This is a genomic window from Mycobacterium sp. MMS18-G62, assembly GCF_053877835.1.
The window spans coordinates 3966549-3980950 of record NZ_CM132662.1 but is presented as its reverse complement, the minus strand read 5'-3'; the positions used below and the strand labels follow the sequence as shown (position 1 = coordinate 3980950).

General features: G+C 65.3%; 15 protein-coding genes. 4 read left to right on the top strand and 11 right to left on the bottom strand.

Going from position 1 to position 14402, the window contains the following annotated elements; all coding sequences use genetic code 11:
* The first annotated feature begins 32 nt into the window (after positions 1 to 32).
* On the top strand, positions 33 to 773 hold the full coding sequence (locus tag ACWW36_RS19805) for a dienelactone hydrolase family protein (protein ID WP_456137676.1): 741 nt from the start codon (positions 33 to 35) through the stop codon (positions 771 to 773).
* A complete protein-coding gene (locus ACWW36_RS19800) occupies positions 770 to 1861 on the top strand; it encodes a winged helix DNA-binding domain-containing protein (protein WP_456137675.1) in 1092 nt (363 codons plus the stop codon). Before ACWW36_RS19805 ends, ACWW36_RS19800 begins: the two co-directional genes overlap by 4 nt.
* Here ACWW36_RS19800 and ACWW36_RS19795 read toward each other — a convergent pair.
* The 4 genes from ACWW36_RS19795 to dapB are packed head-to-tail and all read right to left on the bottom strand — an operon-like array spanning position 1858 to position 3982.
* Positions 1858 to 2316, bottom strand: coding sequence for a hypothetical protein (locus tag ACWW36_RS19795; protein ID WP_456137674.1), 459 nt, complete (start codon positions 2314 to 2316; stop codon positions 1858 to 1860). The two genes, ACWW36_RS19800 and ACWW36_RS19795, sit on opposite strands and share 4 nt — an antisense overlap.
* Positions 2317 to 2331: 15 nt before the next feature.
* On the bottom strand, positions 2332 to 2787 hold the full coding sequence (locus tag ACWW36_RS19790; protein ID WP_456137673.1) for a flavodoxin family protein: 456 nt from the start codon (positions 2785 to 2787) through the stop codon (positions 2332 to 2334).
* Complete coding sequence (locus ACWW36_RS19785) at positions 2784 to 3248, bottom strand: hypothetical protein (protein WP_456137672.1); 465 nt, start codon at positions 3246 to 3248, stop codon at positions 2784 to 2786. The genes ACWW36_RS19790 and ACWW36_RS19785 overlap by 4 nt, the downstream gene beginning before the upstream one ends.
* Positions 3245 to 3982, bottom strand: a complete 738-nt coding sequence (gene dapB / locus ACWW36_RS19780) for a 4-hydroxy-tetrahydrodipicolinate reductase (RefSeq protein WP_456137671.1) — start codon at positions 3980 to 3982, stop codon at positions 3245 to 3247. Before dapB ends, ACWW36_RS19785 begins: the two co-directional genes overlap by 4 nt.
* A gap of 133 nt (positions 3983 to 4115) precedes the next feature.
* Between dapB and ACWW36_RS19775 the strand changes: the two genes are divergently transcribed.
* Entirely contained in the window at positions 4116 to 5492 is a 1377-nt protein-coding gene (locus ACWW36_RS19775) for a 13E12 repeat family protein (RefSeq protein WP_456137670.1), read from the top strand.
* A gap of 8 nt (positions 5493 to 5500) precedes the next feature.
* Here ACWW36_RS19775 and ACWW36_RS19770 read toward each other — a convergent pair whose 3' ends face one another.
* Together ACWW36_RS19770 and ACWW36_RS19765 are read right to left on the bottom strand one after the other, a co-directional pair.
* Entirely contained in the window at positions 5501 to 5806 is a 306-nt protein-coding gene (locus tag ACWW36_RS19770) for a hypothetical protein (RefSeq protein ID WP_456137669.1), read from the bottom strand.
* Positions 5807 to 5899: 93 nt separating this feature from the next.
* Positions 5900 to 6415, bottom strand: coding sequence for an Lrp/AsnC family transcriptional regulator (locus tag ACWW36_RS19765; RefSeq protein ID WP_456137668.1), 516 nt, complete (start codon positions 6413 to 6415; stop codon positions 5900 to 5902).
* Between the two features lie 90 nt (positions 6416 to 6505).
* On the opposite strand from ACWW36_RS19765, the gene ald reads away from it, so the two are divergent.
* On the top strand, positions 6506 to 7621 hold the full coding sequence (gene ald / locus ACWW36_RS19760; protein WP_456137667.1) for an alanine dehydrogenase: 1116 nt from the start codon (positions 6506 to 6508) through the stop codon (positions 7619 to 7621).
* A 592-nt stretch (positions 7622 to 8213) separates the two neighbouring features.
* Here ald and ACWW36_RS19755 read toward each other — a convergent pair.
* From ACWW36_RS19755 to ACWW36_RS19735, 5 genes are all read right to left on the bottom strand, one after another.
* Positions 8214 to 8975 (bottom strand): LuxR C-terminal-related transcriptional regulator, encoded by a 762-nt coding sequence (locus tag ACWW36_RS19755; protein ID WP_456137666.1) that lies wholly within the window; start codon positions 8973 to 8975, stop codon positions 8214 to 8216.
* A 143-nt stretch (positions 8976 to 9118) separates the two neighbouring features.
* Positions 9119 to 10459: a M16 family metallopeptidase gene (locus ACWW36_RS19750; RefSeq protein ID WP_456137665.1), complete on the bottom strand. Its 1341-nt coding sequence runs from the start codon at positions 10457 to 10459 to the stop codon at positions 9119 to 9121.
* Entirely contained in the window at positions 10437 to 12704 is a 2268-nt protein-coding gene (locus ACWW36_RS19745; protein ID WP_456137664.1) for a polyribonucleotide nucleotidyltransferase, read from the bottom strand. The genes ACWW36_RS19750 and ACWW36_RS19745 overlap by 23 nt, the downstream gene beginning before the upstream one ends.
* Positions 12705 to 12987: 283 nt before the next feature.
* Positions 12988 to 13257, bottom strand: coding sequence for a 30S ribosomal protein S15 (gene rpsO / locus ACWW36_RS19740; RefSeq protein ID WP_456137663.1), 270 nt, complete (start codon positions 13255 to 13257; stop codon positions 12988 to 12990).
* A gap of 116 nt (positions 13258 to 13373) precedes the next feature.
* Positions 13374 to 14348 (bottom strand): bifunctional riboflavin kinase/FAD synthetase, encoded by a 975-nt coding sequence (locus ACWW36_RS19735; RefSeq protein WP_456137662.1) that lies wholly within the window; start codon positions 14346 to 14348, stop codon positions 13374 to 13376.
* Positions 14349 to 14402: the final 54 nt, after the last annotated feature.

Below are 14402 nucleotides of genomic sequence, written 5' to 3'. Positions count from 1 at the left end.
TTACTTCGCGAGCCGGGAGTAGAACGGTAGCCATGCCGACTATCTCCGCGACCGTCACCACACCAGACGGCACCTGCCCCGTCACCCTGCACACCCCCAATGGAAGCGGTCCATGGACCGGCGTGGTCATGTATCCCGACGCGGGCGGCGTCCGCCCGACGTTCCAGGACATGGCGGCCCGGCTGGCCGGATTCGGGCATGCGGTGCTGCTGCCCGACGTGTACTACCGGCACGGCGACTGGGAGCCGTTCACGATGGAGACCGTGTTCGGCGACCCGGAGCAGCGTCAGCGGCTGATGGGCATGGTCGGAAGCGTGACCCCGGACATGATCGCCACCGACGCCGCCGCTTATTTCGACTTTCTGGCCGGGCGCCCGGAGGTCAAGGGCGACGCGTTCGGGGTCTGCGGCTACTGCATGGGCGGCCGGACATCGATGATCGTCGCCGGGAAGCTCCCCGAGCGAGTGGCTGCCGTCGGCGCCTTCCACGCCGGCGGCGTCGTCACCGACGACCCGACGAGCCCGCATCTGCTGGCCGACCGGATCAAGGCCACGGTCTATGTCGGCGGCGCCGAGAACGACGGGTCGTTCACACCCGAGCAGGCAGACACGCTCGACAAGGCGCTGACGGCGGCTGGCGTCACGCACACGATCGAGATCTATTCGGCCGGCCACGGCTACGCGGTGCCGGACAATCCGCCGTACGACGAGGAAGCCGCCGAGCGGCACTGGATTGCGATGCAGGAGCTGTTCGAGACCGCGCTGCCGAATTGACGCTGTCGCTGCGGGCACTGAACCGGGCGACGCTCGCCCGCCAGCTGCTGTCGCAGCGCTCAGGTATGACGGCGCTCGAGGCGATCGAGCATCTCGTGGGTATGCAGGCGCAGGCGCCGTTCGCGCCGTACTACGGGTTGTGGAGCCGCCTCGACGGGTTCACAGGCGATGAGCTGTCGGGCTTGCTTACCGACCGCAAGGCCGTTCGCATCGTGCTGATGCGCGGCACGATTCACCTGGTGACGGCGGCGGACTGCCATCGACTGCGGCCGCTGGTGCAGCCCATGCTGGAGCGCTCGCTGCAGATGAACACGACGTACCGCGATGCTCTGGCCGGAGTCGACCTTGCAGCTGTCGCCGACGAGGCTTCGGCGATCCTCGATGCCGAGTCGCTGACACCGGGTGAGCTCGGTACGCGGCTGGCCGAGCGGTGGCCGGACTGTCCGCCGGCCACGCTGGCCACTGCCGCTCGCAACACGGTTCCATTGGTGCAGGTTCCACCGCGGGCGCTGTGGCAGCGCAGCGGGCAGGTCCGGCTGACCACGGCGAGGGCGTGGCTCGGCCGGCACCGGCGAAAGCCGCTGACGATCGACAAGTTGGTGCTGCGGTATCTGGGCGCGTTTGGCCCGGCGACCGTGGCCGACGCGCAGACCTGGAGCGGACTCAACCGGCTGAGCGAGGTGTTCGATCGACTCACCCGCCGATTGCAGCGCTTCAAAAGCGAACGGGGACAGACGCTTTACGATCTGCCCGACGCACCGCGGCCCGACCCTGAGGCGCCGGTGCTCGCCCGGCCGGTCGCGCCGTTCGACAACATTCTGCTTTCGCATGCCGACCGGACTCGCGTGATCAGCGACGAGCACCGCAAGTTGCTGTTCTCGGGCAAGAACGGGGTCTTCCCCGGGACGCTGCTGGTCGACGGTTTCGTCGCGGGCACGTGGGAACTCGACGGCAAGGGCGAGTCGACGAGCATGCGGGTGCGGCCATACATCGGACTCGAGGCGACCGACGACATTCTTGCGGAGGGAAAACGCTTGTTGGAGTTGGCGTTCGGAGTCAGCGAGCCAATCGTTGAGGTCGTGGCTTAGGTTTCGCGATCGCGTCGGTGCAGGAAGGTGCTGAACGCCCTGAGCACCCCCAGACCCGCGTAGATGCCGGCAGCGACCGACACGATGATCATCACGATGAACATCACGAGCCAGTTGGACCGGCTGTGGCTGACATTCCACCACACGATCGTGAACAGCACCGCGCAGAGGAAGACCACGATGTCGCGCCAGTTTCCCCGGTACGACAACGCGGCTTCCCGCAGCTCACGGCTCTTCTCGGAGGCGGCGATCAGATCGTCGATGCGCTGGTCGATGGCCTGCTGCAACCTTTCCCGACGTTCAACCTGCTCGGGCGGGATGCGTTCCATCAGGTCGAAATCCTTGACGATCATCCCGCGGACATCCGGCCCCCTGAGGTTGCCCGCGACAACGCCGAGCAGCGCACCGCCGGCGATCGGCGCTGCGCCCAAAGCGATTTCAGCGATACCGGCCATGGCTACGTCCTCCCTCTACCCCATCAGCACAGCGGCCAGCGTGCCACCGAGCTCATACGCCCGCTCGCGGACGCCTGCGTCGATGGCGCCGACGACTTCGAGCACGTCGGCCGCCTTGTTCAGCGCGAGCCCGGTGGCCACCTTGTCTACCGCATTGACGGCGCCCACGGTGTCGTTATTGCCATGCACCCAAAGTCCATACGGCCTGCCCGCAACATGGTCGAGGCTCGGGTAGTAGACGACGTCGAAGAAGTGCTTGAGTGCGCCAGACATATAGCCGAGATTGGCGGTGGTGCCGAACAGATACCCGTCCGCGTTGAGCATGTCGGGCACGGTGGCGGCGAGCGCGGGTCGGACCTCTACGTCGACGCCTTCGATGTCGGGATCTTTCGTGCCCGCGAGCACGGCCTCGAGAATCTCGCGCGTGGCCGGCGACGGGGTGTGGTGGACGACGAGAAGTGTCTTGCTCACTGGCGCTCCTGCATCTCGACGGCCTTCTTCATCGCCTCTCGCGCGCGGGTGCGGTCACCGGCGTAGTCATACGCGCGGGCCAGGCGATACCAGCGCCGCCAGTTGTCCGGGTCGTTTTCGAGTTCGTCGCGCACGGATTCGAACAGCGCATCGGCGGCATCCCGCTGGATCCGTCCCGACGGCATTCTTGGCAGCGAGCTGACATCGAGTTCCAAGCCCTCGTCTTTGACGATTCGCGCAAGACGCTGATGAGCGAGGCCGGCCCGCAGCGTGCTCACCATCACCCAGATCCCGATCAGCGGAAGGATCATCAGGGCCAGACCGAGGCCGATCGCCGCCGGCCGACCGGAGGTGATGAACGCCATCGCGATGCGGCCGAGCATCAGGAAGTAGACGACCAACGCGACGCACATGAAGCCGATGAGCAGCTGGATGCGCAGGGCGCGTGCGCCTTCCGTCATGTCAGGTCGAGCAGAGGTTCGATGCCCACGGTGAGGCCCGGCCGTTCGTGGACTTTGCGAACCGCGAGCAGCACGCCGGGCACGAACGAGGTTCGGTCCAGGCTGTCGTGCCGGATTGTCAGCGTCTCGCCCTGGGTGCCGAAGAGCACCTCCTGATGCGCGACGAGCCCGGCGAGGCGAACGGAGTGCACTGGAATTCCGTCGACGTCCGCGCCGCGGGCACCTTCGAGTCCGGTGCTCGTGGCATCGGGGTTGGGCGGCAAGCCTTTTCGTGCCTCGGCGATGAGCCTGGCGGTTCGCGTGGCGGTGCCGGACGGCGCGTCTGCCTTATGCGGGTGATGAAGTTCGATGACCTCAACCGATTCGAAGTAGCGCGCGGCCTGCTTCGCAAACTGCATGCACAGCACGGCGCCGATGGCGAAGTTCGGAGCAATGAGCACGGCGACGTCGGGCTTGTCTGCCAGCCACGTCTTCACCTGGTTCAGGCGTTCATCGGTGAATCCGGTTGTGCCCACCACGGCGTGGATTCCGTTGTCGATCAAGAACTTCAGGTTGTCCATGACCACATCGGGATGGGTGAAGTCGATGACCACCTCGGTCTGACTGTCGGAGAACTGACTGAGCGAGTCGCCGGCGTCGACGCCTGCGGTCAATGTCAGGTCTTCGGCGGACTCCACGGCCTGCACCATGGTGGCGCCGACCTTGCCCTTGGCGCCCAGCACTCCAACTCGCATGCTGGCAGCCTAGTCGGCCGCGTTTCCGCGCTTAGAGGTTGCCACACTGGTCACTGCAGATCACTTGTGTCACTTTGGTTTCGCCTGTGGATAACTCCGGATCTTGTCGGTGGTTCGCACTAGTGTTCGATGTATGGGTTCGGATCGCGACGCCGTGTTGGCGGCCTACGACGAACTCGATGCTGCGTTCCAGAAGGTGCTCGGGTTGTCGGTCGACCGTTTGAGTCATACCGAATTGTTGACGCTGTTGAACCGCCGCGAAGTGCTCTCGCGCCGCCATGCCGCTGGCGAGCATCAGCTCATCGCCCGGCTCGCGGCCGAGGCCGATCCGAAAGCGTTGGGCGGCAAAAACCTCGCCGACCTGTTGGCCACCGCGTTGCGCATCAGCATCAAGGACGCCAAGCAGCGCATCAACCGTGCCGAGCTGTTGGGGCCGCGCACCGCGATGACCGGTGAGCCGCTGGCACCAGTGTTGCCGACTGTGGCGGCCGCTCAGGCGCGCGGGGACATCGGGGCCGAACACCTTGCCAAGATCGAGAAGTTCTTTCACACGCTGCCCAACCGGATCGACGACCCGACGCGACAGGCCGCCGAAGCCCACCTGGCCGATATCGCCGCCGGGGTGGGGCCCGAGCAGTTCGGTCAGGCCGCCGACCGGTTGGCCTTACTGCTCAACCAGGACGGTGACCCACCCGATGAGGCCGAACGGGCCCGGCGGCGTTTCTTCACGATCGGTAAACAAGGCCTCGACGGGCTGACCGAAGTGCACGGGCTCCTGGATGCCGAATGCGCCGCCACCCTCGAGCCGATCATGGCCAAACTGGGTGCGCCCGGGATGTGCAACCCCGACGACGAACACCCCTGCATCGACGGCGAGCCCTCCCAGGAGCTCGTCCGACGCGATGTGCGTACGCCGGGTCAGCGCCGCCACGACGCCCTCAAAGCGATGGGCCGTGCGGTGCTGGCCTCAGGCAAACTCGGTGATCTCAACGGCCTGCCGGCCACCATCATCGTCACCACCACCCTGCAAGACCTCGAAGCCGCGGCCGGATGTGGTGTCACCGCCGGGGGCACCCTGCTGCCCATGCGTGACGTGATCCGGCTGGCGTCCCAGTCGCATCACTACCTGGTGGTGTACGACAACCACGATCGGCAACAGCTCTACTGCGGGCGCGCGAAACGCTTCGCCACCCCTGGCCAGCGCATCGTGCTGCACGCCCTGGAGCGCGGCTGCACCCGACCCGGCTGCACCGCACCGGGCTACTGGTGCCAAGTCCACCACGTCGAGGGCTGGACTGCGGCCAACGGCCACACCAACATCAACACCACGACCCTGGCCTGCGCAGGCGACAACCGCCTCATCGAACACAGCGGCTGGACCACCCGAAAACGCACCGACGGCCGCACCGAATGGATCCCACCACCCCACCTAGACACCGGCCAAACCCGGGTCAACAACTACCACCACCCCGAGAAATACCTACTCCCAGAAGAAGACGAAGGTCCATAGCGCTTAGGTCAGCACGCCACATCAACGAATACGGTCTTGGCCGTGACGGTGGTGACGATGTCGTTCATCGCGCCGGGGGCGCCAGAGTCCATGCGGGAGAAGGTCTGACCCTGGCGCACGGCGTTGACGACGCACTTGTCGAGCGGCGCGGTGCCGACCTTGTTCACGATGACGTCGAACCCTTCCGACTGAAGCTGGGTGACGGTCTGCGCGGCGGTGACAGCGCCCGATGGCGCCGCATTCGCGGCACCGGCGAAGCCCAGGGCCGCAACGGCGATTGCTCCGGCGACGACAGGGATGGTGAAGGACTTCATTGTTCTTCCTTTCGAAGAAGCTGATGGCGCATACCTGACAGATGTGTGCCGATGCCTTGCATTCGTTACACACGTCGATCCGGATGGGATAGTTCAGAGTGGAGAGGCACCCCGAAGGTGCTCGAAGATCAATGACGTCTGCGTCCCGGCCACGTCGGCGTCCGCGTTGAGGTTCTCGACCACGAACGCCCGCAGGTCATCGGTGTCACGGGCGGCGACATGCAGGATGAAGTCGTCGGCTCCGGCGAGGAAATACACGTCCATCACTTGTGGCCTGCGCCGGATGTGCTGAATGAAGTTGCGGATCTTGCCGCGCGCGTTGGACTGCAAGCTCACCGAGATCATCGCCTGCAGGTTCAAACCGATCGCCGCCGGATCGATATCGGCATAGAAGCCGCGAATCACACCCACTTCCTGCAGCCTCCGAACACGGCCGTGACAGGTCGACGGGGCGACGCCGACCAGTTCGGCCAGCGCATTGTTCGACATCCGGGCATCGGCGTGCAGCGCGGTCAGGATGCGCCGATCGACATCGTCGATCTCGACGGGCCGAACATCCTTCGACGACCGGACCGTAGACGACTGCTGTTTCGTTGATCCTTCTCGCATCGGTCCATGCTAATGAAGAATCAACGACATAGTTGCCACTTATTCGATCATTCTTCACAATTCTGAGTAACAACCGACTAAGGAGAGGTCATGCGCGTCGGCATCCCGACCGAGATCAAGAACAACGAGTATCGCGTCGCCATCACCCCGGCTGGTGTGGCCGAACTGGTCCATCGTGGCCACGAAGTGATCATCCAGGCCGGCGCGGGCGAGGGATCGGCGATCTCCGATGCCGACTTCAAGCGGGCAGGCGCCCAGCTGATCAGCGGCGCCGATGAAGTGTGGGCCGAGGCCGATCTGCTCCTCAAGGTCAAGGAACCCATCGAGGCCGAGTACGCCCGCCTGCGCAAGGGCCAGACCCTGTTCACCTACCTCCACCTCGCAGCGTCCAAGCCGTGCACCGATGCGCTGCTCGCGTCTGGCACCACCTCAATCGCCTACGAAACCGTGCAGACCGCCGACGGCGCGCTGCCTCTCTTGGCCCCGATGAGTGAAGTCGCAGGAAGGCTGTCGGCCCAGGTCGGCGCTTACCACCTGATGCGCACCCAGGGCGGTCGCGGCGTGCTGATGGGCGGCGTCCCCGGCGTCGCTCCGGCCAAGGTCGTGGTGATCGGCGGCGGAATGGCAGGCGACAACGCCGCCGCGGTCGCCTGGGGTATGGGCGCACACGTCACCGTGTTCGACCTCAACGTCAACATTCTGCGCAAGATCGACGCTGAGTACGGCGGCGCCATCGAGACCCGCTACTCCTCGAGGCTCGAGCTGGAGGAGGCCGTCAAACAAGCCGACCTCGTGATCGGCGCGGTGCTGGTGCCCGGTGCGAAAGCGCCGAAGCTGGTCACCAATTCGACTGTCGCGCATATGAAAACGGGCGCGGTCCTCGTCGACATCGCGATCGACCAGGGCGGCTGCTTCGAGGATTCACGGCCGACCACGCACGACGACCCGACCTTCGCCGTGCACGACACCCTGTTCTACTGCGTCGCCAACATGCCAGGCGCGGTCCCGCGGACGTCGACCTTCGCGCTGACGAACGCCACCATGCCGTACGTGCTCAAGCTGGCCGACAAGGGATGGCAGGCGGCGTGCAAGGCCGATCCAGCCCTGGCGAAGGGCCTGTCCACACACGAAGGCGCGCTCCTGTCGGAGCAGGTTGCGTCCGACCTCGGGTTGCCCTACACCGAACCCGCTGCCGTTCTGGCCTGACGTTCCGGCTCTCGCCTGACCACCGGCCCGCGGTGGAGGGCAAGGTACGGGATTCTTGGGCAAACGCGTGCGTGCCTGCATCCATGGTTGGTGATCAACCAGATATCGGATCCGATTTCCCGATCTGCATGGCCACGAATCCACAGCAGTGTCATCCGTTCGTTCGACCCGTCGGCACCCACCGTGGATCTGGCACAAGGCGGTTCGTTATTTGCTACATGCCGGATTGGTCAATTTGACCCACCGAAAGTCGACTAGTGCTCTACTCGGTTCAAACCCGGATTTCTGTCATACGGTCGAAGCACAGCAATCAGAACTCGTACAAGGAAACTAGGGGCAAGGAGGAAGATCGGACCTATCCGGCCGAAGTCAGTTGCACCGCACGCGGTGGGAATGACGTACAGGGCGTTGCCGCCCGGCCTCGAGGGGTTGCCGGGCGGCCTCCACAACGGAGACGGCGCTCAGGTCGGACCACGTGTACACACGTTCTAGTCAAGTCTGCAGTCCCCAGCCATGCTGAGGACCCAATTTCACGCGCTGGCGCTACCGCGGTTTGTCCGCTCGACCAACTAGCAAAGGTGCAGCGCGTCCCTTACATCTCGTCGACGTTGACTATGCCGTCCTGGATCGCGCGGGCAACCAGCGCCGCCTTGGTTGTGGCCGGACGTCCCGCAGCCGCGTACTTCGCGCGCACCCGCTGCAAGTGGGTGCGCACCGTCGTGGGTGCGATCTGCAACTGACGCGCGACGAGTTCCTTGCTTTCGGTGCGAAACCACGCAATCAGGACTTCCTTCTCGCGCGGGGCAAGATTCGGGCGACCGACCGTGCTGTCGTTGAGCATTGCTCCGGCCATACGCGGTCCCACGTATGGGCGGTCCGTTCCGGCTGCGCGGATTGCGTCGATCAGATGGTCCTTGCGCTCCGACTTCGCCAAATAGGTGACTGCGCCACGGTCCAGCGAGGTGAGGATGACTTCCTCAGATGCCATGTGCGAGTAAACAATCACGCGGTGCCGCCGGGCGACGATGCGGTCAAGCGCTCCGAAGTCGACGTGGTTGCGCTGCACCTCGAGCTCAAGGACCACCGCGCAGATGTCCGACGTGGCGGCGAGGGGATGCTCCTCGAGAAACTGGTCTACCGAATAGAAGTTGCCGGTGAATCGGATCCTGGGCTCAGCTTGTGAGCACCACAGCTCCACCGCTGCGTGGATCGCGTCATTGCCGTCGATGACCGCCACCGAATACGTCTGCTCGTGTCCATTCAACAAAGCTGCGCTGCTTGTTCCGCTGCGGGAATGGCTCCACAGGTTTGTTCCGTGACGACCCGCGGTGGCGTCCGCCAACTGTCGCTTCATCTGGTAATCCCCACGTGCTCGCCCTCCCCTGTGCAAGTTTGTGGAGCAAACGTATGACAAGACGGTGCGCCGACGAATCGGGCGTTTCCCTATGTCAAAAGTCCCCACAGTTCGGACAGGCCCCCGTGCGGCCCGGGCTGCGATCAGCCCGCGATCGATCGAAGGGGGTGCGGCAACGACCGTTTCGGCCGCGCGGGTCCGAGCACCGCGGCACCCAACGGCCGGGTCAGCAGCTGTCGCGCCACCGCGTTCACTTCGTCGAGGGTCACCTCGTCGATCTTGGACAACGTGTCCTCAATGGTGCGGTGCTCGCCGAAATTCAGCTCGCTGCGTCCCATGCGGTTCATCCGAGAGCTGGAGTCCTCGAGTCCGAGCACCAGCCCTCCACGAAGAGATCCCTTGGCGATGCGGCATTCCGCTTCGGTGATGCCGTCGCGGGCCACGCTCTCGAGCACATCGGTCGTCACGCGGACCACCTCGTCGAACCGTTCCGGAAGGCACGCGGCGTAGACCGACAGCGCTCCGCTGTCGGAGAACGTGTCGACCGTCGAGTAGACCGAGTACGCCAGCCCTCGCGTCTCCCGGATCTCTTGGAAGAGGCGCGAACTGAGCCCGCCGCCCAACGCGGAGTTGAGGACCGACAATGCCCATCGGCGGTCCCAATGGCGCCCGGGAGTCCGCACACCCAGCGACAGGTGTGTCTGTTCCCCATCTCGGGAGACCATATGCAAGCGCGGCTGACCCGCCATCCTCCCTGTGCCCTTACGCGGAGCCACCGGGCTGTGGCCACGGACCAAATGGTCACCGAAGTGCTCGCGTGCCAGAGCAACCACCTCGTCGTGGTCGACGTTGCCTGCCACCGCCAAGACCATCCGCTCAGGGGTGTAGCGGCGGGTGTGGAAGGAATGCAATTGCGCGCGCGTCATCGCCGAAATCGAGTCGACGCTGCCGATGACCGGACGGCCCAGCGGATGGGCACCGAACAACGCCGAAAGGAAGACGTCGCCAATCGTGTCCTCGGGATCGTCGTCGCGCATCGCGATCTCTTCGAGTACGACGTCGCGTTCGATCTCGACGTCGTCGACGGCACAGCGCCCGCGCAGCACCACATCGGCGACCAGGTCGACCGCCAACTCCAGATCGGTGTCGAGCACGTGTGCGTAATAGCAGGTCTGCTCGCGGCTGGTGAACGCGTTCAACTCGCCGCCGACCGCGTCGACGGCCTGAGCGATGTCGACCGCGGTGCGCGTCGGGGTCGACTTGAACAGCAGGTGTTCGAGGAAGTGCGCGGCACCGGCCACACTGGGTCCTTCGTCGCGCGAACCCACCCCGACCCACACGCCGACCGACGCCGAATGCACCGACGGGATGTGCTCGGTGACCACCCGAAGGCCGCCGGGCAGGACGGTGCGGCGCAGCGCGCTGGCGGCTTGGTCGTTGCGCCGGCCGCGCCGCAACGCCCTAGCTGCTGGCTGTTGCGGCATCGACAGGTGCGGCGCCAGAGGGTTCGGAGGCAGCGTCTGCTGTGTCCTCTTCGGAGACAAGGATCAGCGAGATCTTCCCGCGGTTGTCGATGTCGGCGATCTCCACACGCAGCTTGTCGCCGACGTTGACCACGTCTTCGACCTTGGCAATGCGCTTGCCCCGGCCGAGCTTGGAAATGTGCACCAGTCCGTCGCGACCGGGTAGCAGCGACACGAACGCGCCGAAATCGGTTGTCTTGACGACGGTTCCGAGGAACCGCTCGCCGATCTTGGGCAGCTGCGGGTTGGCGATTGCGTTGATCTTGTCGATCGCGGCCTGCGCGGCCTCGCCATTGGAGGCACCGACGAACACGGTGCCGTCGTCCTCGATGGAGATCTGCGCGCCGGTCTCCTCGGTGATCGAGTTGATCATCTTGCCCTTGGGCCCGATGACCTCGCCGATCTTGTCCACAGGCACCTTGATCGTGGTGATCCGCGGCGCGTAGGGGCTCATCTCATCCGGGCGGTCGATGGCCTCGGCCATCACCTCGAGGATGGTCAGCCGCGCGTCCTTGGCCTGCGCCAGCGCACCCGCCAGCACCTGCGACGGAATGCCGTCGAGCTTGGTGTCCAGCTGCAACGCGGTGACGAAGTCCTTGGTGCCGGCGACCTTGAAGTCCATGTCGCCGAAGGCATCCTCGGCGCCGAGGATGTCGGTCAGCGCGACGAAACGACGCTCGGTGCCGCCACCCTCGGTCTCGATGTCGTCGGACACCAGGCCCATCGCGATGCCTGCCACCGGTGCCTTCAGCGGCACACCGGCGTTGAGCAACGCCAGGGTCGATGCACACACCGAACCCATCGAGGTGGATCCGTTGGAGCCCAGCGCCTCCGACACCTGCCGGATGGCGTACGGGAACTCCTCGATGCTCGGCAGCACCGGGACAAGAGCCCGCTCGGCGAGCGCGCCGTGGCCGATTTCGCGGCGCTTCGGCGAGCCGACACGGCCGGTTTCACCGGTCGAATACGGCGGGAAGTTGTAGTGGTGCATGTAGCGCTTGGTGGTCTCCGGTCCCAGCGAGTCGATCTGCTGGGCCATCTTGATCATGTCCAGCGTCGTGATACCCAGGATCTGGGTCTCACCGCGCTCGAACAGTGCGCTGCCGTGCGCCCGGGGCACCACCGCCACCTCGGCGGACAATGCGCGGATATCTGTGATGCCGCGGCCGTCGATACGGAAGTGGTCGGTCAGGATGCGCTGGCGCACAAGCTTTTTGGTCAGCGACCGGAACGCTGCGCCGATCTCCTTCTCGCGGCCTGCGAACTGCTCGGACAGCCGTTCGAGGACCTCGACCTTGATCTCATCGGTGCGGTCGTTGCGCTCGGTCTTGCCCGCGATGGTCAGCGCCTTGGACAGTTCGTCGGTGGCCACTGAGGCCACCGCGTAGTACACGTCGTCGTTGTACTCGGGGAAGACGGGATAGTCACCCGTGGGCTTGGCCGCGCGATCGGCCAGCTCCTGCTGGGCGGCGCACAGCGTAGCGATGAACGGCTTGGCGGCCTCGAGGCCTTCGGCCACAACGGCTTCCGTCGGCGCCTGCGCACCACCGGCGATCAGCTCGATGACCTTATCGGTCGCTTCGGCCTCGACCATCATGATCGCTACGTCGTTGTCTTCGAGCACCCGGCCGGCGACGACCATGTCGAACACCGCGCGCTCGAGCTGCTCGACGGTCGGGAACGCCACCCAGGTGCCGTCGATCAGCGCGACGCGCACCGCACCGATCGGCCCGGAAAACGGCAGACCGGCAAGCTGGGTCGACGCCGAGGCGGCGTTGATGGCCACCACGTCGTACAGATCATTGGGATCCAGGCTGAGCACGGTGACCACGACCTGGATCTCGTTGCGCAGGCCCGAGACGAATGACGGACGCAGCGGCCGGTCGGTCAGGCGGCAGGTCAGGATCGCGTCGGTGGACGGGCGCCCCTCCCGGCGGAAGAACGATCCCGGGATGCGCCCCGCGGCGTACATCCGCTCTTCAACGTCGATGGTCAGGGGGAAGAAGTCGAAATGGTCTTTGGGGCTCTTGCTGGCGGTGGTCGCCGACAGCAGCATGGTTTCGTCGTCGAGATAGGCGACGGCAGAACCGGCGGCCTGCTGTGCGAGCCGGCCGGCTTCGAAGCGGATGGTGCGGGTGCCGAAGCTCCCGTTGTCGATCACGGCGGTGGATTCGTACACGCCGTCTTCAATTTCAACTACAGACATGGACGTCCGTATGGCCTCTCTGGGTTCACTGTTCAGCTGTTTCGCGTCGTCACAGCGTCTGAACCACCGGCCTAGATGCGGCTACGGCCATCGATCGAAGCTGTCGGGTGTCGAACCCGGCAACCACTACCGAAGACCGCGCGATCAGGCGGGTCCTGACGTGACGTGCGGGAACGGTGCGCGCGGAACTGCGCGAACCGCACCCTTGTGTTCGCACCAAACGGCTGGCGAACACACCTATGTTACAGCGCAGCAGGTGCGCGACCGAATAAGGGCTCGGGCGTCAGCGACGCAGGCCGAGCCGCTCGATCAGCGACCGGTAGCGCTCGACGTCGACCTGCGCGACGTACTTGAGCAGACGACGGCGACGGCCGACGAGCAGCAGCAGGCCGCGCCGCGAGTGGTGATCGTGCTTGTGCATCTTCAGGTGCTCGGTCAGGTCCGCGATCCGCTTGGTAAGCAGCGCGACCTGGGCTTCCGGCGACCCGGTGTCGGTGTCGTGCAGGCCGTACTGGCCGAGAATGTCTTTCTTCTGTTCGGCGGTGAGCGCCACGAAATAACTCCATATCCATCGGTCCGCGACAAATGCAGTCCCCTCAACAAAGAAGGGCGACGCGGCCGCCGCGAACTGCAGCACACGTCGTCGTCGCCAGGCAGTTTATCTCATGGTCAGCGCGCGGACAGAATCGCGCGGGCATGTTCGGTGTCGGTGCCCATGGTGGCCACCAGGTCCTCGATCCGTTCGAACTTCTCCTGGCCGCGGATGCGGGCGACGAAGTCCACAGCCACATGCTGGCCGTACAGGTCGGCGGTGGTGTCCAGCACGAACGCCTCGACAGTGCGTGTACGCCCGGAAAACGTCGGGTTGGTACCCACGGACACCGCGGCCTGATACCGCTCGCCGGGGACGACGGTGCCCATCATCGGGCCGTGACCTAACACCGTGAACCACGCCGCGTAGACACCGTCGGCGGGGATCGCCGAATACATCGGCGGCGCAACGTTGGCAGTGGGAAAGCCCAGCACCTTGCCGCGGCCGTCGCCGCGGACCACCACGCCCTCGACGCGGTGGGGCCGGCCGAGCGCTTCGGTGGCCGCGACCATATCGCCGGCATCCACACAGGCACGGATGTAGGTCGACGAGAACGTCACGGTCTCGTCCTGGTGATGCTCGGCCACCAGTGACATGCCTTCGACCGCGAAACCGAACCGTTCGCCTGCCTTGCGCAGCAGGTCGACATTGCCCTGGGCCTTCTTGCCGAACGTGAAGTTCTCCCCCACGACGACCTCGACTACGTGCAGGCGTTCCACGAGCAGCTCGTGGATGTAGCGCTCGGGAGTGAGCTTCATGAAGTCGGAGGTGAACGGCATCACCAGGAACACGTCGATGCCCATTTCCTCGACCAGTTCGGCGCGACGCGTCAGCGTGGTCAGCTGCGCGGGATGGCTGCCGGGGAACACGACTTCCATCGGGTGCGGGTCGAACGTCATCAACACGGTCGGCACACCGCGGGACCGGCCGGCCTTGACCGCGTGGTTGATCAGTTCCTGGTGGCCGCGATGGACACCGTCGAATACGCCGATGGTGACGACACATCGGCCCCAGTCCGTCGGGATCTCGTCCTGCCCCCGCCAGCGCTGCACAGCCGCAAGCCTACGGCGCAGCGGTGTGCCTGGCTTCGCTGGATCACCAGATCA